Annotated in this window: 22 protein-coding genes; 11 read left to right on the forward strand and 11 right to left on the reverse strand. The window is 73.2% G+C overall.

Features of this window, described 5'->3' with window-relative positions; all coding sequences use genetic code 11:
- Positions 1 to 4 precede the first annotated feature (4 nt).
- The 3 genes from pcaC (at position 5) to AB0G84_RS20000 (ending at position 2869) form a co-directional block, all read left to right on the forward strand.
- Positions 5 to 1288: a 4-carboxymuconolactone decarboxylase gene (pcaC, locus tag AB0G84_RS19990; RefSeq protein WP_361322537.1), complete on the forward strand. Its 1284-nt coding sequence runs from the start codon at positions 5 to 7 to the stop codon at positions 1286 to 1288.
- A gap of 105 nt (positions 1289 to 1393) precedes the next feature.
- Positions 1394 to 2035, forward strand: a complete 642-nt coding sequence (locus AB0G84_RS19995) for an MBL fold metallo-hydrolase (RefSeq protein ID WP_361322069.1) — start codon at positions 1394 to 1396, stop codon at positions 2033 to 2035.
- 54 nt (positions 2036 to 2089) lie between these two features.
- Complete coding sequence (locus AB0G84_RS20000; protein ID WP_361322072.1) at positions 2090 to 2869, forward strand: exodeoxyribonuclease III; 780 nt, start codon at positions 2090 to 2092, stop codon at positions 2867 to 2869.
- Positions 2870 to 2886: 17 nt separating this feature from the next.
- Here AB0G84_RS20000 and AB0G84_RS20005 read toward each other — a convergent pair whose 3' ends face one another.
- Complete coding sequence (locus AB0G84_RS20005; RefSeq protein ID WP_361322075.1) at positions 2887 to 4695, reverse strand: SGNH/GDSL hydrolase family protein; 1809 nt, start codon at positions 4693 to 4695, stop codon at positions 2887 to 2889.
- Positions 4696 to 4909: 214 nt separating this feature from the next.
- Here AB0G84_RS20005 and AB0G84_RS20010 point away from each other — a divergent pair, with 214 nt between their 5' ends.
- From AB0G84_RS20010 to AB0G84_RS20030, 5 genes are all read left to right on the forward strand, one after another.
- A complete protein-coding gene (locus AB0G84_RS20010) occupies positions 4910 to 5350 on the forward strand; it encodes a DUF6278 family protein (RefSeq protein ID WP_361322077.1) in 441 nt (146 codons plus the stop codon).
- Between the two features lie 142 nt (positions 5351 to 5492).
- Positions 5493 to 6236 carry an amino acid ABC transporter ATP-binding protein gene (locus tag AB0G84_RS20015; protein ID WP_361322080.1) on the forward strand — a complete coding sequence of 248 codons (744 nt, stop codon included), beginning with the start codon at positions 5493 to 5495 and terminating at the stop codon, positions 6234 to 6236.
- Between the two features lie 13 nt (positions 6237 to 6249).
- Positions 6250 to 7179 (forward strand): glutamate ABC transporter substrate-binding protein, encoded by a 930-nt coding sequence (locus tag AB0G84_RS20020; protein WP_361322083.1) that lies wholly within the window; start codon positions 6250 to 6252, stop codon positions 7177 to 7179.
- A 19-nt stretch (positions 7180 to 7198) separates the two neighbouring features.
- Positions 7199 to 7843 carry an amino acid ABC transporter permease gene (locus tag AB0G84_RS20025; protein WP_361322086.1) on the forward strand — a complete coding sequence of 215 codons (645 nt, stop codon included), beginning with the start codon at positions 7199 to 7201 and terminating at the stop codon, positions 7841 to 7843.
- A complete protein-coding gene (locus AB0G84_RS20030; protein ID WP_361322089.1) occupies positions 7840 to 8709 on the forward strand; it encodes an amino acid ABC transporter permease in 870 nt (289 codons plus the stop codon). Before AB0G84_RS20025 ends, AB0G84_RS20030 begins: the two co-directional genes overlap by 4 nt.
- 31 nt (positions 8710 to 8740) lie before the next feature.
- On the opposite strand, the gene AB0G84_RS20035 is transcribed toward AB0G84_RS20030, so the two are convergent.
- Positions 8741 to 9205: a hypothetical protein gene (locus tag AB0G84_RS20035; RefSeq protein ID WP_361322092.1), complete on the reverse strand. Its 465-nt coding sequence runs from the start codon at positions 9203 to 9205 to the stop codon at positions 8741 to 8743.
- 51 nt (positions 9206 to 9256) lie between these two features.
- Positions 9257 to 10867 (reverse strand): alpha/beta fold hydrolase, encoded by a 1611-nt coding sequence (locus tag AB0G84_RS20040; protein WP_361322095.1) that lies wholly within the window; start codon positions 10865 to 10867, stop codon positions 9257 to 9259.
- A gap of 171 nt (positions 10868 to 11038) precedes the next feature.
- On the opposite strand from AB0G84_RS20040, the gene AB0G84_RS20045 reads away from it, so the two are divergent.
- Positions 11039 to 11851 carry a methyltransferase domain-containing protein gene (locus tag AB0G84_RS20045; RefSeq protein ID WP_361322098.1) on the forward strand — a complete coding sequence of 271 codons (813 nt, stop codon included), beginning with the start codon at positions 11039 to 11041 and terminating at the stop codon, positions 11849 to 11851.
- 51 nt (positions 11852 to 11902) lie between these two features.
- Here the strand turns inward: AB0G84_RS20045 and AB0G84_RS20050 are convergent, their stop codons facing one another.
- Positions 11903 to 12733, reverse strand: a complete 831-nt coding sequence (locus AB0G84_RS20050; protein WP_361322101.1) for an alpha/beta hydrolase — start codon at positions 12731 to 12733, stop codon at positions 11903 to 11905.
- Positions 12734 to 12854: 121 nt separating this feature from the next.
- Here AB0G84_RS20050 and AB0G84_RS20055 point away from each other — a divergent pair, with 121 nt between their 5' ends.
- Positions 12855 to 14183 (forward strand): PLP-dependent aminotransferase family protein, encoded by a 1329-nt coding sequence (locus AB0G84_RS20055; RefSeq protein ID WP_361322104.1) that lies wholly within the window; start codon positions 12855 to 12857, stop codon positions 14181 to 14183.
- Positions 14184 to 14242: 59 nt separating this feature from the next.
- Here the strand turns inward: AB0G84_RS20055 and AB0G84_RS20060 are convergent, their stop codons facing one another.
- From AB0G84_RS20060 to AB0G84_RS20075, 4 genes are all read right to left on the reverse strand, one after another.
- A complete protein-coding gene (locus tag AB0G84_RS20060) occupies positions 14243 to 14542 on the reverse strand; it encodes a hypothetical protein (protein WP_361322106.1) in 300 nt (99 codons plus the stop codon).
- Between the two features lie 202 nt (positions 14543 to 14744).
- Positions 14745 to 15803: a glutathione S-transferase C-terminal domain-containing protein gene (locus AB0G84_RS20065; protein WP_361322108.1), complete on the reverse strand. Its 1059-nt coding sequence runs from the start codon at positions 15801 to 15803 to the stop codon at positions 14745 to 14747.
- A gap of 200 nt (positions 15804 to 16003) precedes the next feature.
- Positions 16004 to 16972 carry a non-homologous end-joining DNA ligase gene (ligD, locus tag AB0G84_RS20070; RefSeq protein WP_361322111.1) on the reverse strand — a complete coding sequence of 323 codons (969 nt, stop codon included), beginning with the start codon at positions 16970 to 16972 and terminating at the stop codon, positions 16004 to 16006.
- Between the two features lie 64 nt (positions 16973 to 17036).
- Entirely contained in the window at positions 17037 to 19325 is a 2289-nt protein-coding gene (locus tag AB0G84_RS20075; protein ID WP_361322114.1) for an MMPL family transporter, read from the reverse strand.
- A 227-nt stretch (positions 19326 to 19552) separates the two neighbouring features.
- On the opposite strand from AB0G84_RS20075, the gene AB0G84_RS20080 reads away from it, so the two are divergent.
- Positions 19553 to 20290 (forward strand): SDR family oxidoreductase, encoded by a 738-nt coding sequence (locus AB0G84_RS20080; RefSeq protein WP_361322117.1) that lies wholly within the window; start codon positions 19553 to 19555, stop codon positions 20288 to 20290.
- Between the two features lie 357 nt (positions 20291 to 20647).
- On the opposite strand, the gene AB0G84_RS20085 is transcribed toward AB0G84_RS20080, so the two are convergent.
- The 3 genes from AB0G84_RS20085 to AB0G84_RS20095 all read right to left on the reverse strand — a co-directional run bounded on the left by AB0G84_RS20085 (position 20648) and on the right by AB0G84_RS20095 (position 23554).
- Positions 20648 to 21505 (reverse strand): polysaccharide deacetylase family protein, encoded by an 858-nt coding sequence (locus AB0G84_RS20085; protein ID WP_361322120.1) that lies wholly within the window; start codon positions 21503 to 21505, stop codon positions 20648 to 20650.
- 120 nt (positions 21506 to 21625) lie between these two features.
- On the reverse strand, positions 21626 to 22723 hold the full coding sequence (locus tag AB0G84_RS20090; RefSeq protein ID WP_361322540.1) for an ionic transporter y4hA: 1098 nt from the start codon (positions 22721 to 22723) through the stop codon (positions 21626 to 21628).
- An 87-nt stretch (positions 22724 to 22810) separates the two neighbouring features.
- On the reverse strand, positions 22811 to 23554 hold the full coding sequence (locus AB0G84_RS20095) for a hypothetical protein (RefSeq protein WP_361322123.1): 744 nt from the start codon (positions 23552 to 23554) through the stop codon (positions 22811 to 22813).
- Positions 23555 to 23677: the final 123 nt, after the last annotated feature.

Raw genomic sequence — 23677 nt, forward strand, 5'->3', positions numbered from 1 at the left:
CCGGGTGAGTGAGAAGACCCTGCAGCACCGGATCGACGGCCCCGACGACGCCCCCGTACTCGTCCTGGGCGCCGCTCTCGGGACCACCTGGCACATGTGGGACCGGCAGATCCCCGAGCTGGCCCGCCACTGGCGGGTCATCCGTTTCGACCTTCCGGGGCACGGCGGCTCGCCCGCCCACGCGGCGGCCTCCATCGCGGAGCTGGCCGACCGCCTGGTCGCCACCCTCGATGCCCTCGGCGTGGAGCGCTTCGGCTACGCCGGCTGCAACATCGGCGGCGCGATCGGCACCCAGCTGGCCCTCACCCGCCCCCACCGGGTCACCTCCCTCGCCCTGGTGTCCTCCTCCGCGCGCTACGGGACCGCCGACGCCTGGCGCCAGCGCGGGGTGGTCATCCGTACCAACGGGCTCGACCCGATCGCCCGCTCCTCGCCCGAGCACTGGTTCACCCCCGGCTTCGCCGGCGCCCAGGCCGCGATCGTCGAGTGGGCCGTGCAGATGGTGCGCACCACCGACCCCGGCTGCTACATCGCCGCCTGCGAGGCGCTGGCCGCCTTCGACGTACGGTCCTCGCTCGGCCGGGTCGGCGTCCCCACGCTGGTGGTGGTCGGCTCCGAGGACCAGGTCACCCCCACCACCGACGCCCGCACCCTGGTCGCCGGCATCCCCGACGCGAGCCTGGCGCTGGTGCCCGGCACCTCCCACCTCGCCCCCGTCGAGCAGCCCGCGGCCGTCACCGAGCTCCTCATCCGGCACTTCAGCACCGCCTGGCACGACAAGCCGGGCCCCGGCGGCCAGGCCGCCCTCGGTGCCGCCGCGCCCAAGCCGCAGATCGCGCCCCCACCCGTCCCGCAGGCGCCGCCGGCCGCCATCGAGTCCGGCCTCGCCCTGCCGGATCAGAACCGCGGCGGCACGTACGAGGCGGGCATCAAGGTCCGCCGGGAGGTCCTCGGCGACGCCCACGTCGACCGGGCGCAGGCCGCGGCCGACGACTTCACCGGCGACTTCCAGGACTTCATCACCCGCTACGCCTGGGGCGAGACCTGGACCCGTCCCGGCCTGGACCGCCGGACCCGCAGCGTCATCACGCTCACCGCGCTGGTCGCCCGCGGTCACCACGAGGAGCTGGCCCTGCACACCCGCGCGGCCCTGCGCAACGGCCTCACCCCGACGGAGATCAAGGAAGTCCTCCTGCACACCGCCGTGTACTGCGGGGTCCCGGCCGCCAACTCCGCCTTCGCCGTGGCCCAGCGGGTGATCCGCGAGGAGACCACACCGGAGCACTGAGGCGTCCCGGCCGGGCGCGGACGAGGTGCCCCGGCCCGCGCCCGGGTGCCGCGAAAGGCCCCCGAACGCCCCCTGAGCAGGGCCCGTGCGCGGCAAGATGGGGCCATGGAACTCACCAAGAAGAGCCACGCCTGTGTCCGGCTGGAGAAGGACGGGCGGACGCTGGTCATCGATCCGGGCGCGTTCAGCGAGGAGGACGCGGCCGTCGGCGCGGACGCGATCCTGATCACCCATGAGCACCTGGACCACTTCGACGCCGGGCGGCTCCGGGCGGGGATGGAGGCCAACCCGGGGGCCGAGATCTGGACCCTGGCCAGCGTCGCCGACCAGATCTCGGCCGCCTTCCCCGGCCGGGTGCACACCGTCGGTGAGGGCGACACCTTCACCGCGGCCGGCTTCGACGTCGAGGTGCACGGCCAGCTGCACGCCGTCATCCACCCGGACATCCCGCGCATCACCAACGTCGGCTACCTGCTGGACGGCGGGGCGGTGTTCCACCCCGGCGATGCGCTCACGGTCCCGGAGGGCCGTACGGTCGACACCCTGCTGCTGCCGGTCCACGCGCCCTGGAACAAGGTCGCCGAGGTGATCGACTACGTCCGCGCGGTCGCGCCCCGGCGGGCCATCGACATCCACGACAGCCTGCTGCAGGACCATGCCCGCCCGATCTACGACTCCATGATTGACAAGCTGGGCGGTACCGACCACGGCCGGCTCACCCCCGGCAGCACCGCCGTGCTCGGCTGAGGCCCGGCCGCCGGCGGGCCCGGCCTGTCGGTGGCGCGCTGTAGGTTTACAGACATGCGCATCGCGACCTGGAACGTCAATTCGATCACCGCCCGCCTCCCGAGGCTGCTGGCCTGGCTGGAGAGCACCGGCACGGACGTGCTGTGCATCCAGGAGACCAAGTGCACCGCCGAGCAGTTCCCGCACGAGCAGCTGCGCGAGCTCGGCTATGAGGCCGCGGTCAACGCCAACGGGCGGTGGAACGGCGTGGCCCTGCTGTCCAAGGTGGGCCTGGAGGACGTCGTCCTGGGCCTCCCCGGCGGTCCGGACTACGAGGGCGTGCAGGAGCCCCGCGCGGTCTCGGCGACCTGCGGCCCGGCCCGTGTCTGGTCGGTGTACGTCCCCAACGGCCGCGAGGTCGACCATGCGCACTACGCCTACAAGCTCGGCTGGTTCGAGGCGCTGCGGAAGGCGGTCGCCGAGGACGCGGCGGGCGCCCGCCCGTTCGCGGTCCTCGGCGACTACAACGTCGCGCCGACCGACGAGGACGTCTTCGACCCCGCCGCCTTCGTCGGCGCCACCCATGTCACGCCCGCCGAGCGTGCCGCGCTGTCGGCGCTGCGCGAGGCCGGGCTGACGGACGTGGTGCCGCGCCCGCTCAAGTACGACCGGCCCTACACCTACTGGGACTACCGCCAGCTCGCCTTCCCCAAGAACCGCGGGATGCGCATTGACCTGGTCTACGGCAACGCCCCGTTCGCCAAGGCCGTCTCGGACGCCTATGTGGACCGCGAGGAGCGCAAGGGCAAGGGCGCCTCGGACCACGCTCCGGTGGTGGTCGACCTCGACGTCTGACGTCCGGGCCGCGGGCCTCACCCCCGCCCGGGTACCAGCGCCCGCAGGTCCACCGCCTCGCCCAGCGCCTTCAGCCCGGCGTCACCGGGGTGGAGGTGGTCCCCGCTGTCATAGGCGGGCCGCAGCCGCTGCGGCTGCCCGGGATCGCGGAGCACGGCGTCGAAGTCCCAGACCGCATCGAAGGCGCTGCCGGCCCGGCCGCGCAGCGCCGCGTTGACGGCGCTGCGCCGGGCCTCCACGGTGGCGGTGCAGTCCGCGTAGCCCGCACAGGGCGCGAGGGTGGCCACCACGACCCGCAGTCCCCGCTGGTGCGCGCGCCGGGCCAGCGCCCGCAGACCGGCGACGACCTGGTCCGCCGTGGTCCCCCAGCGCACGTCGTTGATGCCCTCGAAGACCACCACCGTGCGCGCCGAGGGCTGCGCCAGGACGTCCCGCTCCAGCCGGTGCCCGGCGCTGACCCCACCGGTGTCGGCGCTCACCCCGTCGCCCTGATAGCGGTCGGTGACCACCCGGTTCGCCGAGATCCCATGGTTGAGCACCCCGTAGCGGGGCAGGGCGCGCTGGGTCTGGAAGCGGGCGGCGAGCACGTCCGGCCAGCGGCGGTTGGCGCCGGCCGTCGACCTCACCCCGTCGGTGATCGAATCGCCCAGCGCCACCACCGAACCGGGACCGCCCCGGACATCGACCCCGGTGAGGAACGGCCAGACGGACAGGGTCTCCGGGTAGGCCGCGCCACCGGTGTCCCGGGTCCGGTCCCCGCCGCCGGTCGCGCCGAGGTACGACAGCTGGGCGGCCTCCTGGTGCACCGGCGCCGCCGCGACCGTCCCCGGGAGGTACAGGCTCACCAGCAGATCGGCCCCGGGCGGCACGGTGAAGGGCGCCGGATCGCTGAAGGCCTCGGCGCCGGCCGGAATCCGGACCCCGGCCCGGCCCCGGCCGAAGGTCAGCGGGACCGGAGCGCTGCGCGCCGCCGCGCCGGAGCCGCGCAGCGCGAGGCTGGCCGCCCCGATCTCCACCGGCGCCGCGGCGAAGGTGTTGGCGATCCGGATCCGCGCCCGCGGGCCGCCGGCGCCGCTGTGCACCACCAGCCGCAGCGTACGGTCCGTCCAGGGGCCCACCGCCCGGTAGCCGGCGGTGCTCGCCGCCCAACTCCCGGTCCGGCCACGCCCGGTGTCCCGTACCGACACCGCGAAGACGTGCAGGGTGGGTGCGGAGCGCGGCAGCCGGGGCAGCACCACGGACGCCACTTCCCGCCCCGGCCGCAGCGGTACGGCCACCGCGTACAGCCGCACTCCGGTGGCTGGCCGCTCCTGCCCGCCGTTGAGGTGCGGCAGGGTCACCGCCTTGGTGCTCAGCGGGCCGGACCGCCAGTCGGGCGCGGTGAGTTCGTAGGGGCTGCGGGAGCCGTCCCGGTAGCGCACGGTGCCGCTGCCGGTAGCGGTGCCGCCGGTGCCGGCCACCAGGAAGGTCAGCGCGTCGCCCCGGCCGCGCACCGCCACCGCCTGCCCGGCCGCCCGCACGTTGTCCGGTGCGCCCGGCGCCGTACGGGGCCAGGTCAGCCGCGCCCCGTCGAGGGTCAGCGCGGCCCCGGGCGACCAGCCGGCCGCCGCCAGGTCCTGGGCGGACAGCGAGTGGCCCGCACCGTCGAAGTCGGCTGCCCGGGGGCGGGAGTTGTCGCTGACGGCGGTGTTGTCGAAGAACCGGGACAGGGGCTGGGGGCGGGCGTCGTGCGGCGCGGCGGCTGCCGCCCCGGTGGTGGCGGTGGCGCCCGGCAGCACCAGTGCGGCGAGCAGCAGGGCCAGGGCGCTCCGTCGTCGTAGCTGCATCGGTCCGGGTCCCTCCGGAAGGCGTCAACGGGCAGGTGTGCACTGCGATCCGGCCGTCCCCCGAGGCGAGAGCGGGGGCCGGCGGATCTGGCCGATCCGATACGGGCGCCATGAACGTAGGGAGGTGGCGGGGAGCCGTCAAGGTGGCGAACGGCGCCCAGTCGCGCCGCGCGCCTGTGGCCCCGGCCACACCTCCGGTGGGACCCTGCACACCATGAACATGTCTTTCCTGGACAAGTGGCGCAAGCGGCACCGTGCGCACCGGTCCGTGCCGCTGGCGGAGTCGGTGCGGGCCGATCCCGACAGCGTCGTCGAGCTGCTGTCCGAATGTGAGCTGCTCCGGGCCCAGGCCGCCGCCGCGGGGGTGGAACTGGACGACTCCGTACGGTCGTTGGAGCTACTGGACCAGCTCCAGCCGGTCTGGCGGGACGACCCGGAAGTGCTGCCCTGGCTGGGCAACGACGCCGGTCTCTACCTCGGCACGGTCCTCGTGCGCACGGTCCGGGGCGCGGTCTGGCACGTGTGGCCGGACGGCCGGCCGGTGGTCCGACTGGCCTCCGGGCGGGAGATCGATGTGGTGGCGGCCGGCCATGACTGGGCCGACACCGGCGCGCCCGAGCTCTCCCAGGTCTGTGCGGAGGTCTCCGAGACCTGATCCGCCGGATCGGCGGCCGACTGGCTTAGCTGACTTATCGCCCCCTATCCGCTGACGCGTGCGTGTCAGTGGGGAACTGCCCCTTTTGCCCCGGTAGGTTGCGGGCTCTCCGCTGTACGGATGAGAGTGGGCAGGACTGCATATGGCCGGTGAAGCGCTGATCGAGATGCGCGGGGTCAACAAGCACTACGGAAAGCTGCATGTCCTCCAGGACATCGACCTCACCGTCGGCCGCGGGGAGGTGGTCGTGGTCATCGGGCCCTCCGGCGGCGGGAAGTCCACCCTGTGCCGGGCGATCAACCGCCTGGAGACGGTCGAGTCGGGAACCATCGAGCTGGACGGCCGGCCGCTGCCCGAAGAGGGCCGGGCGCTCGCCCAGCTGCGCGCCGAAGTCGGCATGGTCTTCCAGTCCTTCAACCTCTTCGCCCACAAGACCGTGCTGGCCAACGTCATGCTGGCGCCGGTCAAGGTCCGCCGGACGAAGAAGGACGAGGCCGCACGGCGGGCCCGCGAACTGCTGGACCGGGTCGGGCTCGCCGACCAGGCCGAGAAGTACCCGGCGCAGCTCTCCGGCGGCCAGCAGCAGCGGGTGGCGATCGCCCGCGCGCTGGCCATGGACCCCAAGGCGCTGCTCTTCGACGAGCCGACCTCCGCCCTCGACCCGGAGATGATCAACGAGGTGCTGGAGGTGATGCGCCAGCTCGCCCGCGAGGGCATGACGATGGTCGTGGTCACCCACGAGATGGGCTTCGCCCGCTCCGCCGCCAACCGCGTGGTGTTCATGGCCGACGGCCGGATCATCGAGGACCGCACCCCCGAGGAGTTCTTCACCGCACCGCGCAGCGAGCGGGCCAAGGACTTCCTCTCCAAGATCCTCAAGCACTGAACGGGGCGCCGCGATGCCGCACCTCCACTCCACGCGCCGGCGCCGTGCCCTGCCGGCCCTCGTGCTCGCCCTGCTCGTACTGGCCCTGGTGGGCTGCGGCCGGGAGGGCAGCCCGCCGGTCAAGGGCCCCCGGGCCGACCAGCTGCCTACCTACCCCGTCAACCGCAACTTCCGGCTGCCGGACTCCCCGACCTGGCAGAAGGCCAAGCGTCGCGGCCACCTCATCATCGGCGTCAAGGAGGACCAGCCCTACCTCGGCGAGAGGGACCCGGCGTCCGGCCGCTACTCCGGATTCGACATCGAGATCGCCCGGATGATGTCGGCCGCCCTCGGCTTCCCGCCGAGCACCATCGAGTTCAAGACCATCGCCTCCGCCAACCGCGAGACGGCGCTGCAGAACGGCCAGATCGACTTCTACGTCGGTACGTACACCATCAACGACAAGCGCAAGAAGCTGGTGGGCTTCGCCGGGCCCTACTACATGGCCGGCCAGTCGCTGCTGGTGCGCGCCGACGAGAACGACATCAAGGGCCCGCAGGACCTGGCCGGCAAACGCGTCTGCTCGGCCGCCGGATCGACCCCCTACCAGCGCATCCAGGCCGAGTACCCCAAGGCCGTGCTGGTCGCCTACGACACCTACTCGGTGTGCGTGGACAACCTGCTCACCTACCAGGTCGACGCGGTCACCACCGACGACGCGATCCTGCTGGGCTACGCCGCCAAGGTGCCGGAAGAGCTGAAGGTGGTCGGCAAGCCGTTCTCCCAGGAGCCGTACGGCATCGGGGTGCCGCGGGGCGACAACGCGCTGCGCTTCGCGCTGGACGACGCGCTCGCCGCGGCCGAGAAGAACGGCGACTGGAAGAAGGCCTACAACGCCACCCTCGGTCTGTCCGGGGTGCCCGCCCCGACGCCGCCCCCGATCGACCGCTACCCGGCGACCTGAGGAGCCAAGGAACCGACCGATGAACGTTCTCCTCGACAACCTCTCCCTCTACGCCGACGGCCTGCTGGGCACCGTGGAACTCACCTTCTACGCCTCGCTGTTGGCGCTCGTCCTGGGCTTCCTGATGGCGGCCTTCCGGGTCGCACCGGTCGGCTCGCTGCGGGCGTTCGGCGCCGCGTGGGTGACGGTCCTCCGCAATACGCCGCTGACCCTGCTGTTCTTCGCCGTGGTGCTGGGCCTACCGCGCTTCGGCCTGGTGCTGCCCTTCCAGCTCTTCGCGATCCTGGCGCTGGGCTGCTACACCTCCGCCTTCATCTGCGAGGCGGTGCGGTCCGGCATCAACACCGTGCCGACGGGCCAGGGCGAGGCGGCCCGCAGCCTCGGGATGACCTTTCCGCAGACGCTCGGGGAGATCGTCCTCCCGCAGGCCTTCCGGTCCGTCATCCCGCCCATCGGCTCCACGCTGATCGCCCTCGCCAAGAACTCCGCGATCGCCGGCGCCTTCAGCGTCGTCGAGCTGCTCGGCGTCTACAAGCCGCTCAGCGAGCTGGGCTACAACATCATCTGGACCTTCGTCTGGATCGCCGTGGGCTACCTGATCGTGACCCTGACCATCAGCGCGCTCTTCAACTTCCTGGAGAAGCACTACGGAGTGACCCGATGACCACCACCGCCCTCTACGACGTCCCGGGCCCGCGGACCCGGGCGCGGCACCGCCTCTACGGCCTCGGCGCGACGGTCGCGATCCTGGCCCTGATCGGCTGGGTCCTCTACCTCCTCTTCGCCACCGGCCAGTTCACCGCGGCCAAGTGGAGCCCGTTCCTCTACAAGGGGATCCAGGAGCTGCTGCTGCGCGGCCTCGGCAACACCCTCAAGGCCTTCGCCCTGGCGGCGGTGCTGTCGCTGGCGCTCGGCGCGGTGCTGGCCACCGGCCGGCTCTCCGAGCACCGGGCGGTCCGCTGGGTCTGCACGCTGGTGGTGGAGTTCTTCCGCGCCATGCCGCTGCTGGTCATGATCTTCTTCATCTATGTGGCGCTCCAGGTCGCGCCGCTGCCCGCCCTGGTCGCCGGCCTGACGCTCTACAACGGCTCGGTGCTCGCCGAGGTCTTCCGCAGCGGCGTCAACGCCGTCGACCGCGGCCAGCGCGAGGCCGCGTACGCGCTGGGCATGCGCAAGACCCAGGTGATGACGCACGTCCTGGTGCCGCAGGCGGTCCGGGCGATGCTGCCCGCGATCATCAGTCAGCTGGTGGTCGCCCTGAAGGACACCTCACTGGGCTTCCTGATCACCTATGAGGAGTTCCTGCACGCCGGCAAGCTCATCGCGTCCAACCTCGACTACGGCCTGCCGTTCATCCCGGTCGTCATGATCATCTCGCCGGTCTACATCGGGATGTGCATGCTGCTGTCCTGGCTGGCCAACTGGGTCTCCCGGCGACAGCGGCGCAACCCCAAGGTCGAGGCCGTCGATGTGGCCGCCGCCGAGCCGGGCAACCTCCTGACCGGAGGTCACCAGCCGCCCGCCCGGTGACCGCCCTTGGCGGCCGACCGCGCCCCGGCCGTCAGCGGACGCGCCGCGCCAGCCAGGGGCTGAGTCCTGCCGGGAGGACCGGTTCACGGTAGGTCTCATCGCCCGGCAGCGGCACCACCAGCCACTGCCCCGGCGGGAAGAACCGCGTCCGGACGTGGGCCAGTCCGCCGTACACCGAGCGCAGGAACGCCGGCACCGCGTCCCGCGAGACATCGGCGAACTCCACCCCCTCCACGGTGATCAGCGCATCGTCCTCCGGGAAGAGCCGGACGGTGACGGCCGGCGAGCCGCCCAGTTCCACCAACGCCTCGTGCGGCAGCGAACCGTCCGGGTCCAGCACCGTGAAGGCGCCGGCGGCGGTACGGCGGGAGGTCCGGTCCGCGCCGATGTCGTCGGTGACGGTCAGCTCCAGGCGGTGGGCGTGGGCGACCTCCCGGACGGCGGCGACCGCCGCTTCGGTCGTGGGCAGGTGCGGGTGCGGCGCGGGGTTCCCCATGCTCACGATCATGCCGCAGGCCCGCCGCCCGGGGCCCCGCCGCACCCGCGCTCAGTCGCGGACCGGCACCGAGACGTAGGACGGGTCGTCGGCCGGCGAGGAGAACGTCAGCCGGGCGCCGCTCGGGTTGTGCTCGAGGTAGAGCGGGTCGACGGTGTCCACGACCACCGCGAGCCGGTGCCCGGCCGGTACGTCGTACGCGGTGGAGAACAGGTCCAGGTCGACGCCGAAGGGCCGGCCCGGGGTCTTGCCGTGGAAGGTGAACGGCGCGTGGGTGACCAGCTTGCCCAGGCCCAGCGGACCCACGTCGTAGAGGTAGGCGACGGCGGTGCCGCTCTCCGCGGTGCTGGTGACGGTGGTGTGCAGGCGGGTGGTGCCGCGGACCCGCTGTCCGGTCTCATAGCGGTCGGACTTCCAGACGGCGGCCAGCGAGCGCGGCAGCAGCGGGATCGACGCCATCGGCGGCAGCCGGAAGAACTGGTCCAGCATGCTGGAGAGGAAGATCAGACCGCCGTCGGCGCCGGAGTCCCAGTTGGTGTTGATCTGCCGGCTGCCGTCCAGCTCGATCCGCCGGTGTGCGGACGGGACGTCCTGCCAGCTCTGGTAGCCCTCGTAGGCGCCGGTGGAGCGGGACTTGAGCAGGACCGGCGACTCGTGGTCGATGCCGTTGTCGGCGCCCTTGAGGTAGTGGTCGAACCACCGCTGGGTGTTGGTCCAGGTGTCGTTGGGCAGTCCGAAGAGCCCGGTGGCCTCGGCCGTCGCATGGTCGCCGGGCCGGAACTCCAGCCGCTTGGGGCCCCTCAGCTTCTCGTAGAAGTCGGCGTACTGGTTGGGCGGGAAGAGGGAGTCGCCCCAGGCGTTCCCCAGCATGATCGCGGCGCCGTTGGCGTTGATCCGGTCGACGTAGGTGGCGGGGGAGCGCTTCTTCCCCCAGGCGATCAGGTCCTTCTCCTTGGCGAGGTTCCCGCTGAGGAAGTCCTTGAGGACGGTCTGCAGTTCGGGGCTCGGCCGCCCGGTCACGGTGCCCAGCCCGCCGAGCACCGCCGCCGCCTGGCGGTGCTCGGTGCGCCCGCTGTAGATCGAGCCGATCAGGTCGCCCCAGCCGCTGAGCGCCGCAACCGCCTTGATCCGCTTGTCGAAGGCGGACGCCAGCAGGCTGATGCCGGCGCCGTACGAGACGCCGCCCATGCCGACCTTGTCAGGATCGGCCGGGGTGTGGGCCAGCGCCCAGTCGATGACCTTCGAGGCGTCGGCGATGTCCTGCGGGCCGGCGGTCTCGATCTGCCCGCCGGACTGCCAGAACCCACGTGAGTTGTACCCGACGACCACATAGCCGGAGTCCGCCAGCTTCTCGGCCTGCGCCAGGTACTCGACCTGGGGCATCGCCCAGCTGGTGGGCAGCACGATGACCGGGTAGCGCCGGGTGCCGTCGGCGCCGGCCGGGGTGAAGACGTTCGCCTTGAGGGTGGTCCCGCCGTCGCCCGCGATGTCGACGAACCGGACGCCGGCCGCTTCGGACGCGGCGGCCGGTGCCGTGCTGCGGGCGGATTCCGGTGCTGAGGGGGCGGCGTGGGCCGGTGCGCCGGTGAGGACCGTGGTGGCCAGCACGGCCGCCGAGACGGTGCCGATCGCGGCACGCAGAGTCGTGCGGGAGGGCGTCATCTTCTGCTCCAGATCTCGAAGCGGGCCGACCGTACGCTGTCGTCGGACAGGTGGGGCGTACGAGGCCCGAATTGACTGGAGAGTAAGGTCCGTCCCTTACCTGTGGTAACCCATCGGTAGGTTACGGGTGGGTAACACCCGTGATTCCGGAGGAAGTCGGGGAGGTCGGCGGTGACGCCGTTCGATGAGAGTGAGCGCCGGGCGTGGGCGGGGAACGCGTCGGCGTACGAGGCGGGGTTCGGGCGGCTCTGTGCGCATCCGGTGCCCCGGCTGCTGGATGCCGCCCGAGTGGGGGAGGGGGTGCGGGTCCTGGATGTCGGGACGGGCGCCGGCTCGGTCGCCGCGGCGGCCGGTGTGCGCGGCGCGGTGGTGACCGCCGTCGACGCCGAGCCCGATATGGCCCGCCGGGCGCGCCGCGCCGCCCCGGGTGCCCGGGTCCAGATTGCCGCACTGCCCCAACTGCCCTATCGCACCAGTCAATTCGACGCAGTGGTCGGCAACTTCGTGCTCAACCACGTCGGCCGGCCGAGGGCTGCGCTGGACGAGCTGCGCCGGGTGGCCCGGCCGGGCGGGTGGATCGCGCTGACGATCTGGGCGGCGCCGGCGGCCCCGGGGCAGGCGCTGCTCGGGCGGGCCGTCCAGGCGGCCGGGGTGCAGCGCCCGGCGGAGTTGCCGCCGCTGGCCCCGGAGGACGACTTCCCGCGGACGGTGGACGGCCTGGCCGGGATGCTGCGCGGGGCGGGGCTGACGGACGCCGGCTGCCGCGCGCTGTCCTGGGACCACCGGACGACGCCCGAGGAGTGGTGGAGCGGCCCGGCGGCCGGTGTGGCGACGATCGGCCGGATCGTATGCAGCCAGGGGCCGGCCGGCATCGAGCGGATACGGCGTCACTTCACCGCGCTGGCAGCTGAGTTCGTGACCCCGGATGGTGCGCTGGTGCTGCCGCACACGGCGCTGCTGGGGTACGGGCGGGTGCCCGCGTAGGGGGCTCCTCGCCGCCGCCCTGCCGTGGAGCAGCCGGCGGCGAGGGGCTGGTCAGCCGACCGCCCGGCCGGCCGGTGCGGTCGTCGACGGCAGGGTGGCGAGGAACTCCGCGAGTACCGCGTTGAACTCCTCCGCCCGCTCCAGGTTCGGCAGGTGGGCCGCCCCGTCGACGACCGCCAGCCTGCCGTCCGGCACCCGCCGGTGGATGTCCTGGGCGTCGCTGAGCGGCGTGTAGGTGTCGTCCGCCCCGACGACGGTGAGCACCGGAACCCTGACCCGCGTCAACAGGTCGCCGTAGTCGGGGCGTTCGGCGCGGCCGCGCAGCGCCGCCGCCGCGCCCTCGGGCGGGGCGCCGGTCATCATCGTCAGGACGTGGTGGGCCACGTCCGGCCGGGTCGCGAGGGTGTGCGGGGAGACCATCCTCGCCAGGACCTCGTCCGCATAGCCGGACATCCCCTCGCGGACCAGGCGGTCCGCCATGGCGTAGCGGGCGGCCCTGCCCTCGTCCGTCTCCGCCGCCGCGAAGGTGTCCGCGAGGACCAGGGCGCGGATCCGGTCCGGGAAGCGGCGGTAGCACTCCATGACGATCTGGCCGCCCATGGACAGTCCGCCCAGGACGCAGCGCTCGACGCCCAGCCGGTCGAGCAGGGCGGCCAGATCGCCCGCGAAGGTCTCCAGCGGGGTCGTGCCCGGCACCACCGAGGTCTCCCCGTACCCGCGGAGATCCGGGACGATCACCCGCCAGCCGGCGCGGCCGAAGTGCTCGGCCTGTGGGCGCCACATCGAGCGGTCGAACGGGTGGCCGTGCACCAGCACCAGCGGCTCACCGCCGCCCACGTCCTCGTACCCGATGGTGATCTCTTCGAAAGCGGCCGTACCCACCTGTGCGTCCCCTCTGTCGTGGCTTGACTCCTCGATGCTATGAGGGGCAATCTCTCGGTGCAATAAAAACAATGTTCTCGGTGCAATGTTGGGTGCACCGATCCGGACCGGGGAGTGGCTGATGGACGACTACCGCGCGATCGCCGACCGGCTGGCGGCGGACATCGCGGCCGGCCGGCTGTGGCCAGGCGACCGGCTGCCGCCGCTGCGCCGGTTCGCCCGCGACCGCAGGATCGCCAACTCGACGGCGGCACGGGTGTACCAGGAGCTGAGCCGGCGGGGCCTGACGGTGGGCGAGGTCGGCCGCGGCACCTTCGTACGGACCGGTGCGCCCCCGGCCGAACCCGCGCTGGCCGAGCCGGGCGAGGCCCGGATCGATCTGGAGATCAATTTCCCGGTGCTGCCGGACCAGCCGGCACTGCTCGCCGCGAGCCTCCAGCAGCTGCTGCATCCGGACGTGCTGGCCGGTGCGCTGCGCCCGGTGGGGGCGGCGGGCACCCCCGCCGCCCGCCGGGCCGCGGCCGGGCATCTCGCCCGGGCCGGCTGGGCCCCGGACCCCGGGGCGCTGCTCTTCGCCGGCAACGGCCGGCAGGCGGTGGCCGCCGCGGTCGCTGCCCTGGTCCCGGCCGGCGAACGGCTCGGCGTGGAGGCCCTCACCTACCCGGTCGTCAAGGGCATCGCGGCCCGCCTCGGTGTCACCCTCGTCCCCCTCGCGATGGACGAGCACGGCCTGACCCCCGAGGCGCTCCGGGCCGCCGCCCCGCTGCGCGCCGTCTACCTCCAGCCGGCCCTGCACAACCCGTTGGGCATCACGATGCCCGTCCAGCGACGTCGCGAACTCGCCGTACTCCTGCGGGAGTTGGACATCCAGGTGATCGAGGACGGGATCTATGGGTTCCTCCGCGCCGACCTGCCGCCGTTCGCGGCGCATGCGCCCGAGCGCACCGTGGTCGTCGACAGCCTCTCCAAGCGGCTGGCGCCCGGGCTGTCCCTGGGGTTCCTCACCGTGCCCGCGGGCGGTGTGCCGGAGTTCGCGGCGGCGCTGCGGTCGGGTACCTGGACGGCCTCCCGTTTCGCGCTGGAGGCGGCGACCCGCTGGATGGCCGACGGGACCGCGGCGGCCGTCGAGGCGGCCAAGCGCGAGGACGCTGCGGCCCGCCAGCGGATCGTCGCCGCACGGCTAGCCGGCTTCCGGGTGCGCGCCGACCCGCAGGCGTACCACTGCTGGTGGGAGCTGCCGGAACCCTGGCGCGCCGACACCTTCGTCGCCGCCGCCGCGCGGCGCGGCATCGCAGTCACCCCCGCCGGGGCGTTCGCCGCCGGCGCCGGTCACGCGCCAAGCGCGGTACGGCTGGCGCTGGCCTCACCGCCGCTGGACGCACTGGCCGAAGCGCTGGGCGTGCTAGGCGAGTTGGCGCACGGCACGCCGGAGGACACCGGGCCGGAGTGAGGCGGCGCCCGGAGGTCGCCCGGCTGCCGCTGGGGGCCGTGGGGTCCCGCCGGGTCGGCTCAGGTCCCGCTCATCAGGTCGCCGAGGCCGATGCGCAGGTCGTCCATGTTCATCACGGGCTGGATCGAGACCTTGGCGTTCAGTTCCATGAAGAACGATTCCAGGACCGGCGGCATCTGCGACGACTGCTGCATGTCGAAGTAGAAGTAGCAGGTGCGGTCGCCGTCGTCGAGGGTGAAGTAGGCGGCCTCCGGTTTGAGGGCGGCGATGGCGGCCTCCATGATCTTCGGCATGCCGCCGCTGCGGAGGACCTCATTGCCGGCTTCGGTCGGTATCTGGGCCTTCAGGACCATCCTCATCGGGCTCACTCCTCGCGTGGATCGCGGGCCTCGCGCATCGCCCAGTGCGCACCGTTTGCTGTGCTGTGTCCCTGTGTGTTCTCAGGGTCTCACGGTCCGGGCGTCCCGGTCAGCGGAGGCTCAGCGGGGAAGCGGCGGGGCGCGGCAGGGACTCGGCGGGGACACGGCAGGAGCTCGGCGGAGAGGAGCGGCGCCCGGGCCGTCACGCCCCGAGCCGGAGCCGCTCGGGGAGTCCGCTGGGCGGCACCTCCTCGGCGGCCGGCACCGGGCCGGGCGGCGTGCCGTCGCCGAACGGCCGGCCGCCCAACTCCTCGCGGTGGTGCGGGGTCAGCCAGCCGGAGAGGTCCGGGCCGAGCGGGACCACGCCGGTCGGGTTGATGCCCGTGTGCACCCGGTAGTAGTGCTGCTTGATGTGGTGGAAGTCGACCGTGTCACCGAACCCGGGCGTCTGGTACAGGTCCTTGGCGTACGCCCAGAGCACCGGGTCCTCGGCCAGCTTGAACCGGTTGCACTTGAAGTGGCCGTGGTAGACGGCGTCGAAGCGGACCAGCGTGGTGAACAACCGGATGTCCGCCTCGGTGATGCGGTCACCCATCAGGTAGCGCTGGTCGGACAGCCGCTCGGAGAGCAGGTCCAGGCGCCGGAAGAGATCGTGGAAGGCCGCGTCGTAGTCGCTCTGGCCGGTGGCGAAACCGGCCCGGTAGACGCCGTTGTTGACGTCCCGGTAGACGCCCGCCATGACGACGTCCATCTCCTCGCGCAGCGCCTCGGGGTACAGGTCGGGCGCGCCGGGCCGGTGCAGCGCGGCCCACTCCGTCGCCAGGTCGAGCGTGATCTGCTGGAAGTCGTTGGTGACCAGCTTCCCGCTGGGTACGTCGACGACGGCGGGGACGCTGACCCCGCCGGGGTAGCCCCGCTCGCGGGCGTCGTAGGCCTCGCTGAGGAAGCGGATGCCGAGCACCGGATCACGCTCGTCCGGATCCAGCGTGAAGCGCCAGCTGCGGTCGTCCTGGAGGGGGTCGGGGATGGCGAGGGAGAGCGCGTCCTCCAGGCCGAGCAGCCGCCGGGAGATCACCGCCCGGCTCGCCCAGGGGCAGGCACGGCTGGCCACCAGGCGGTAGCGGCCGGCCTCGACCGGCCAGCCGTCGCGGCCGTCCGCCGTGATGCGGTCGGCGAAGTGACTCCGGGAGCGCTTGAACTGCGTCCGGCCGTACTCGGTGTTGCCGCACGTGGTGTGGCCTTCGGTGGGGTGGGGGGACACCACCGGCTCCTTCCGTCCGCGAGGTGCGAGGTGCTCAGGGCGAGCCTTCCCGTGGCGGCGGGGAAATCCCCCGGGATCAGCCGCCCGGCGCATCGGGCGCCGTATGCCGGTGCCTGCTGCCCGGCCGTACCTCAGGATTCACCGTGGGGCTCCTCCCCTCCCGGGGCAGCCGTCTCTGCCCCGCCCGTGGGTGCGGGCGCTTACAGCCGCGTCAGATCGGGCCGCAGCCGGTGCCAGATCGGGTGCCGCAGCCGTCCCGCGGAGGTCCAGCCGGTGAGCGTGATCTCGGCGACCAGCCGGGGCTCGGCGAAGTGCGCGCCCACCGTGTCCACGGCGTTGACGAAGGGGGAGCGGTCCAGCCGGATCACCTCCAGGTAGCGGGCCAGCTCATGGCGCTCCTGGTCGGACAGCCCCGAGCCGACCGAGCCGACGTACCGCAGCCCGGCCGGCTCCGCCACGCCCGCCAGCACCGATCCGGGGAGTCCGGCGAGGCTGCCGTGGCCCTCCGTCCAGCCGCCGATGATCACGTCGAGGGTCTGCAGATGCTTGGTCTTGCGCCACTCGGGTGACCGGAGTCCGGGCAGGTACGCGGACGTCAGCCGCTTGGCCACCACCCCCTCCAGCCCGCCCTGCAGCGAGGCCTCCCAGGCCTGCTGGGCATGGCCCACCACATAGGCGGGCGTCGACCAGTTGGGGCCGCGCAGCCGCAGCCCCGAGAGGACCGACCGGCGCTCGTGGTACGGCGTGCCGAGCAGCGAGCGGCCCAGGTACATCACATCGAAGAGGATCAGGTGCACCGGGTGCTCCATGGCCAGCCGGGCCGTCCGGCGCGGGTTCACCACGCCCATCCGCCGTTGCAACAGCCCGAAGTCCGGCCGCCCCCGCGCGTCCAGCACCACCACCTCGCCGTCCAGCACCACCGGCCGGCCGCGCAGCTGGTCACCCAGGGGCGCCAGTTCCGGATAGGTCGTGGTGGCGTCGTTGCCCGCCCGGGTGACCAGCCGGACGGTGCCGTCGCCGGGTGTGTTGACGATGCAGCGGGCCCCGTCCCACTTCGCCTCGAACGCCCAGTCCGCCTCCTCCAGCTCGTCGGGCAGCGGCCCGATCGTGGCCAGCATCGGCCGGATCAGCGGGTAGGGGGCCGAGCCCTGCTCGGCAGTCGGGGCCATGTTCCGATCATCCGGCGCACCGCGGCCCGGCGCACCGCGGCCCGGCGCGTCCGTCGCGCCGCCGCTACGGGCGGCGCACGGGGACCGCCGGTGGGCTGCTCGGCAGTTGCTCCTCGCCCTCCGTGCGCACGTGCGGCAGGATCCGGTCCAGCCAGCGGGGCGTCCACCAGGCCCGCGGGCCCAGCAGCGTCAGCGCCGCGGGGACCAGCAGCAGCCGGACCACGGTGGCGTCGATCAGCACGCTCACGGCCAGGCCGAGCCCCAGCATCTTCACCACGATGTTGTCGCTGACGATGAAGGCGGCGAAGACGCTCACCATGATCAGCGCGGCGCAGGTGATCACCCGGGCGGTGATCTCCAGGGCGTGCGCCACGCTCCCCCTGGAGTCGCCGGTCCGCAGCCAGGCCTCGTGCACCCGCGACAGCAGGAAGATCTCGTAGTCCATGCTCAGCCCGAAGACGATCGCGAACATCATCATCGGTACGTAGCTCTCGATCGGCACCGTGCCCGAGACTCCGAGCGCCGGGCCGCCCCAGCCCCACTGGAAGACCGCGACCACCACGCCGTACGACGCGGCGATCGACAGCACATTGAGCACCGCCGCCTTCACCGCGACCAGCACCCCGCGGAAGACGATCAGGATCAGCAGGAAGGCGAGCGCGACCACCACCGCGATGATCAGCGGGAGCCGGCTGGCGACGATGTCCAGGAAGTCCACCTGGCCGGCCGTCGTCCCGGTCACATAGCCGTGCCCGTCGGTGCCCCGTACGGCCTGCGGCAGGGTGTCGTCCTTGAGCCGGTTGACCAGGGCCGTGGTGTCGGCGCTCTGCGGGGACTGGGTGGAGTAGGCGGTGGCGATCAGCACCTCGCCGTCCGGGGTGGCCTTGAGCGGGGTGACATGGGCGGCGCCGGGGACGTGGGCGAGCGCCTGCTGGGCCTGGTCCGCCAGCATCTTGCGGTCTGCCGGGGGGACCTGCGTCTCGTCGATGACGACGGTCAGCGGGCCGTTGGAGCCGGGGCCGAACGCCGAGGACATCAGGTCGAAGGCGCGCCGGTCGGTGAAGGACTTGGGGTCGGCGCCGTCGCCGATGTGGCCCAGCTGGATCGAGAAGACCGGGATGGCCAGCACGCACACCACGACCACCCCGCCGGCCAGGTACCACCAGGGCCGCCGCTCCACCCGCCGCGCGTACCGGTGCCAGGTTCCGCGCACCTCCTCGCCCGGCCCGGCGTCCGTCTCGGCGATCGGCCGGCGGACGTGCAGCCGGTCGATGCGGCGGCCGATCAGGCCGAGCAACGCCGGGACGAGGGTGAGCGCGCCGAGCACCGCGGAGACCACGGTGACGGCGGCCGCCACGCCCAGCTTGCCGATGAAGGTCAGGCCCGACACCCACAGCCCCATCAGCGCGATGATGACCGTGCACCCGGACACCAGGACCGCCCGGCCGCTGGTGGAGACGGCGCGCCCGGCGGCGGTGACGGGATCCGCGCCGTCCATCAGGTTCTGCCGGTGCCGGGTGATCAGGAACAGCGCGTAGTCGATGCCCACCCCGAGGCCGATCATGGTGGCCAGGGTCGGGGAGACGGTGGCGAAGAGGAAGGCGGCGGCGAGCAGCCCCAGGCAGGCGAGCCCGCAGAGCGCGCTGAGCAGGGCGGTGAGCAGCGGCACCCCGGCCGCCAGCACACTGCCGAAACCCACCAGCAGCACCAGGATCGCCACCGCGAAGCCGATCGCCTCGCTGACCCGGTCGTCGGGCCGGGGCCGGGCCAGCTCGCCGAGCGGCCCGCCGTACTCCACCTCCACGCCCGCCGTGCGCAGCGGCTGCACCGCCGCGTCCACGCCCGGCAGGTAGCCCGGGCCGAGGGTGGAGGGCTGCACGCTGAAGCGGACCGTGAGGTACGCCGTCCGGCCGTCGGTGGACAGCGGGCCGATGTTCGGCGTGCCCGGCGGCGGCTTGGCGGGGGGTGCGCCGGGCGGGGGCAGCGGACTCTGCGCCGACAGCACGTCCGGCAGTTTGCCCAGGGCGGTGACGGCGCTGTCGATCTGGCTGCGGAAGCCGGTCAGCGGCCGGGCGTCGTGCAGCACCACCTGGCTGCTGTAGCCGCCGGCCTTCGGCTCGTGCTGCTGGAGCAGATCGCGGCCCTTGGTCGACTGCACGCCCGGCAGCGCGAAGTTGTCGGAGTACTCGCCCCCGTAAGCGTGTTGCAGGACCTGCAAGCCCGCCAGGACGGCCAGCCAGGCCACGAGGACCAGTACGCAGTGACGGGCACACCATTCCCCGAGACGCCGCAGTGCTTCTTTCGGGGGCGTGCCCGGCGCGGTGGGCGGGCCCGGGGACTTCGGTGGCGACATCTGTGCTCCCGGTGGGGCCGGCACTGCTCGACAGACGCGGACATTCCGCATTCAACGGCAGTTCCCCGGAGGCGGCATGCGCACCCGGGGGCGGCATGCGCACCCGGGGGCACGAGAGGCCGCCGGAGTCGGAGCGCCGCCCGGTGCGGCGGGGGCTCCGCGGACTCCTTAAGATCGTTTGCGTCGGGCACGAGGGTTGGGCCGAACTGCTGAGGGAGGGTGGCCGCATGAGCCGGGCAGTACTGGTGACCGGGGCCTCACGAGGGATCGGGCGGGCCGTCGCCGAGCGGTTCGCCGCCGCCGGCGACCGGGTCGCGCTGCACTACGCCTCGCGGCGCGCCGCGGCGGAGGAGGCGTACGCGGGGCTTACGGGCCGGGGACACGTGCTGGTGCCGGGGGACGTGAGCACGCCGGAGGGGGCGGCGGCGGTGGTGGAGGCGGCCGTGGCGGCGCTGGGCGGCGTCGACGTCCTGGTCAACAACGCCGCCACCAACACCGCGCACCCGCTGGACCGTACGTCGTTCGAGGACTGGCAGCACGCCTGGCGGCAGATCGTGGACGTGAATCTGCTGGGGGCGGCGCACACCAGCTACTGCGCGGCGCGGAACATGATCGAGCGGGAGGTGGAGGGGCGGATCGTCAACATCGGCTCGCGGGGGGCGTTCCGCGGCGAGCCGGACCACCCCGCCTATGGCGCGGCCAAGGCGGCGCTGCACGCCATGGGCCAGTCGCTGGCGGTCCACCTCGCGCCGTACGGCATCGCCGTGGCGTCCGTGGCACCGGGCTTTGTCCAGACCGAGCGGGTGGCCGAGCGCCTCACCGACGAGGTGCGGCAGCAGAGCCCGTTCGGCCGGGTCGCCGCGCCCGAGGACGTGGCGTCGGCCGTGCACTACCTCGCCTCACCGGACGCGGTCTGGTCGTCCGGGGCGGTGCTCGATGTGAACGGGGCGTCGCATCTGCGATAGCGGCCGGCAAGGGAACCGGTCCGCTTCGCAAGGGACCGGAGGGCGGCCGGAGGGCGACCGGTGGGCGACCGGAAGGGGCCAGCGTCCAACCGGTAGCGACCGGAGAAGAGGGCGGTAGTGACCGGAAAGGGCCGGAGAAGCCGCCGGAAAAGGAGAGGCCCCGGCCGAACGGGGGAATTCGGCCGGGGCGGCACGGCGGGCACGGGGGGAGCCCGCCTGCGTTTGAACGATAAACCATTGACACCAGTGTCAGCACGCGGGGTGACCGTTCTCGCCCATTGATGCCCTTTGTCCCGTGGTCTGGAGGCTCTCCGGCCGCCCGGTGGCGGCGGCCGGCCGGTCCCGTGCGGGCCGGTGTCAGGGCTCGATGCGGTTCGGACGGTAGCCCTCGTCCAGCAGCCGCGGCAGGTACCGGTCCAGCGCCTCGACGGTCTGACCGCGCCACCCGCCCCCGTCGTGCGACAGCACGATCGCGCCAGGGCGGATCTGCTGCACGACGGTGTCCGCGATGTTCCGTGCCCCGGGGGTCGTCCAGTCCGCCGAGTCGACCGCCCAGCCGACCGGAGACATGCCCAGCTCGTTGCAGATGCTCAGCGAGGGGGCGTCCCAGGCGCCGTACGGGGCGCGGGCGAGGTCGGGGGCCGCGCCCAGGACGTCGTCGATCAGGCTGCTGGTGCGGCCGAGTTCACCGCGGACCGCGCCCGGCGGCAGCGTGGTCAGCTGGAGGTGGGACCAGGTGTGGTTGCCCACGGCGTGGCCGTCGTCGGCGATGTCGCGCAGCAGCCGCGGGAAGGCCAGGGCCCGCTCGCCGACGACGAAGAAGGTGGCCCGGGCGCCGTGCCGACGCAGGACCCGCAGGATCTCCGGGGTGTAGTGGGGGTGGGGCCCGTCGTCGAAGGTCAGGAAGATCTCCTGACGGGCGGTGGACAGGACGTGGGCGACCTCGGGGTGCGGTGGTGAGGCGCCGGGGCCGGAGCGGGAGGTCTCGCCGGCCATCGGCCGGAGCCGGTAGGCCTCGGTCCTGCGCATTGCGTCGGGGTGGGAGGGCACCGCGGTGTCCGGGCCGGACGGCCGCCCCCGCCCCCGCTGCGCCGTGCCGGCCGCGGGAGCCCCGTGGTCGGGGCCGAACACCGCGCGGCCCGCGGAGAGCGCGCCGAGCGCCACCGCGGCCCGGAGGAACCACCGCCGGGAATTTGTGTGCTTATCCCACCTCACCCTCCACGTGGTCTCATGCGGCCCCCGGCGGGGGTGGGAGCGACACCGGGAGCGCGGAGTTCCGTACCCGTTCGGCTGGCACCGCGGGACGGCGGCTGGCACCGCGGGACGGCGGCTGCGTCACGGGCTGACGGCCAGCACGATGTACGCGGCGAGCAGGGTCAGATGGACGCTGCCCTGCAGCGGTGTGGCCCGGCCCGGGACCACCGTCAGGGTGCCCACGATCACCGTCAGTGCCAGCAGCACCAGATGGCTGGCGCCCAGGCCCAGCAGCAGCGGACCCGGCAGCCAGACCGTGGCCAGCGCGACCGCCGGGATGGTCAGCCCGATGCTCGCCATCGCCGAGCCCAGTCCCAGGTTGAGGCTTGTCTGCACCCGGTCGCGGCGGGCCGCGCGGACCGCCGCGATGGTCTCCGGCAGCAGCACCAGCAGCGCGATGACGATCCCCACCACCGACGACGGCAGACCGGCGGTGAGCACCCCCAACTCGATGGTCGGCGAGACCGCCTTGGCCAGCCCGACCACCGCGACCAGCGCCAGCGCCAGCAGCCCCAGGCTGAGCAGCGCGGTCCGCCGGGTCGGCGGCTCGGCGTGCTCCTCGGCGTCGATCACCTCGCCGGACGAGGTCACCGGCAGGAAGTAGTCCCGGTGCCGGACGGTCTGGGTGGTCACGAACAAGCCGTAGAGGATCAGCGCCGACAGCGCGGCGAAGACCAGCTGGGGGGTGGAGAACTGCGGGCCCGGCTTGCTGGTGGTGAAGGACGGCAGCACCAGGCTGAGGCCGGCCACCGTCGCGACCGTCGCCAGCGCCGCGCCGGTGCCCTCCGCGTTGAAGACGGCCACCCTGCGCTTGAGCGAAGCGACCAGCAGGCTCAGGCCGACGATGCCGTTGCAGGTGATCATCACGGCGGCGAAGACAGTGTCCCGGGCCAGTGCCGCGCTCTTGTCCCCGCCGTCGACCATCAGCGTGACGATCAGCGCGACCTCGATGACGGTCACCGCCACCGCCAGCACCAGCGAGCCGAACGGCTCACCCACCCGGTGTGCGATCACCTCCGCGTGGTGCACCGCGGACAGCACCGCCCCGGCGAGGAGGCAGGACACCAGCGCGACCACGACGGCCGGCAGCGACCGCCCCCACGTCAGGGCCAGCACCACCACCGCCAGCACCGGCAGCGCACCGGTCCGGTGCAGGGCGGTCCGAAGGGCTCCGGTGATCACGCCATAGAGCCTGGCAGACGGCCCGGGTGCCCGCCCGGCGGCTGCGCCGGTCGGCCCTACCCGCAGCGCGCCGGCCCGGCCCGGTCACGTCGTGGCCCGGTGGCTCCTGGCCTCCGCCGCCGTGGTCGCGGCCTTGGTGACATCGGCGACCAGTTCCACCACATCGGGCCCGTACGCCTGCGAGTTGACCACCTTCAGCAGCAGGCAGAACTGCCCGTCGAGGCCGTACTTACGGGCCAGCCGGGCCCGGTTGCGGACGAGGTGGCGCACCGCGGCCCGGTGGGTGACCGGGCGCTGGCCGGCCGCCAGGAACACCGGCCGGCCGCCCTCGCCGGCCGTCAGCCTCGCCAGCAGCACGTACTCCACCGCGCCGGGCTCCATCCGGTACGTCGAGCCGCCGATGTCGAAGGTGCCCCGGCCCGCACCGGACTCGTCGCCCGGGTGCACCGCGACGCCCGGCAGCAGACTGGCCAGGTGCGCCGCCAGCCGCCGGTGCGCGGTGGGGTCGCCCACACAGAACTCGGTGCGGGCGCCGAAGCCCTGGAGGCCGGTGTCGTGCGGCGCCACCTCCGGGTGGGCGCCACAGTTCTCGACCACCGCGGCCAGCCCCAGTAGCGCCAGCGCGTCATGGCGGGGGATGCTCCAGTGCGCCGAGGAGCTGTCCCGGTGGGTGACCAGGACGCACTCCGAGCCGTCCGGCAGCCCGAAGAAGCTCTGTTCACGGGCCAGCCTCCGGCGTACCGCCGCCGACTGCACGGCCCAGCCGGCCGCCAGCCCCACCAGGAGCGCGGCGACCGCGACGGTCAGGAGCAGCAGGGTGTCATCCATGGCGGGGGAGCGTAGCGGCACACCGGAGGTGCGTTCGAGGGCAGGGGGTGGAGGCACCCGAATTGCCCCCTGTCCTCGGGGTGGTTGCCCGAGTAGGCTCCGGCCCCTGCCGCCCCCTCGTGC

This window comes from Streptomyces sp. NPDC020742 (genome assembly GCF_040641675.1).
In the GTDB taxonomy this organism is placed as follows: Bacteria; Actinomycetota; Actinomycetes; order Streptomycetales; family Streptomycetaceae; genus Streptomyces.

Coding starts and splice junctions, on each gene's coding strand:
- AB0G84_RS19995 (WP_361322069.1), top strand. CDS start 1,394: ATGGAACTCACCAAGAAGAGCCACGCCTGTGTCCGGCTGGAGAAGGAC.
- AB0G84_RS20000 (WP_361322072.1), top strand. CDS start 2,090: ATGCGCATCGCGACCTGGAACGTCAATTCGATCACCGCCCGCCTCCCG.
- AB0G84_RS20005 (WP_361322075.1), bottom strand. CDS start 4,695: ATGCAGCTACGACGACGGAGCGCCCTGGCCCTGCTGCTCGCCGCACTG.
- AB0G84_RS20010 (WP_361322077.1), top strand. CDS start 4,910: ATGAACATGTCTTTCCTGGACAAGTGGCGCAAGCGGCACCGTGCGCAC.
- AB0G84_RS20015 (WP_361322080.1), top strand. CDS start 5,493: ATGGCCGGTGAAGCGCTGATCGAGATGCGCGGGGTCAACAAGCACTAC.
- AB0G84_RS20020 (WP_361322083.1), top strand. CDS start 6,250: ATGCCGCACCTCCACTCCACGCGCCGGCGCCGTGCCCTGCCGGCCCTC.
- AB0G84_RS20025 (WP_361322086.1), top strand. CDS start 7,199: ATGAACGTTCTCCTCGACAACCTCTCCCTCTACGCCGACGGCCTGCTG.
- AB0G84_RS20030 (WP_361322089.1), top strand. CDS start 7,840: ATGACCACCACCGCCCTCTACGACGTCCCGGGCCCGCGGACCCGGGCG.
- AB0G84_RS20035 (WP_361322092.1), bottom strand. CDS start 9,205: ATGGGGAACCCCGCGCCGCACCCGCACCTGCCCACGACCGAAGCGGCG.
- AB0G84_RS20040 (WP_361322095.1), bottom strand. CDS start 10,867: ATGACGCCCTCCCGCACGACTCTGCGTGCCGCGATCGGCACCGTCTCG.
- AB0G84_RS20055 (WP_361322104.1), top strand. CDS start 12,855: ATGGACGACTACCGCGCGATCGCCGACCGGCTGGCGGCGGACATCGCG.
- AB0G84_RS20060 (WP_361322106.1), bottom strand. CDS start 14,542: ATGAGGATGGTCCTGAAGGCCCAGATACCGACCGAAGCCGGCAATGAG.
- ligD (WP_361322111.1), bottom strand. CDS start 16,972: ATGGCCCCGACTGCCGAGCAGGGCTCGGCCCCCTACCCGCTGATCCGG.
- AB0G84_RS20075 (WP_361322114.1), bottom strand. CDS start 19,325: ATGTCGCCACCGAAGTCCCCGGGCCCGCCCACCGCGCCGGGCACGCCC.
- AB0G84_RS20080 (WP_361322117.1), top strand. CDS start 19,553: ATGAGCCGGGCAGTACTGGTGACCGGGGCCTCACGAGGGATCGGGCGG.
- AB0G84_RS20095 (WP_361322123.1), bottom strand. CDS start 23,554: ATGGATGACACCCTGCTGCTCCTGACCGTCGCGGTCGCCGCGCTCCTG.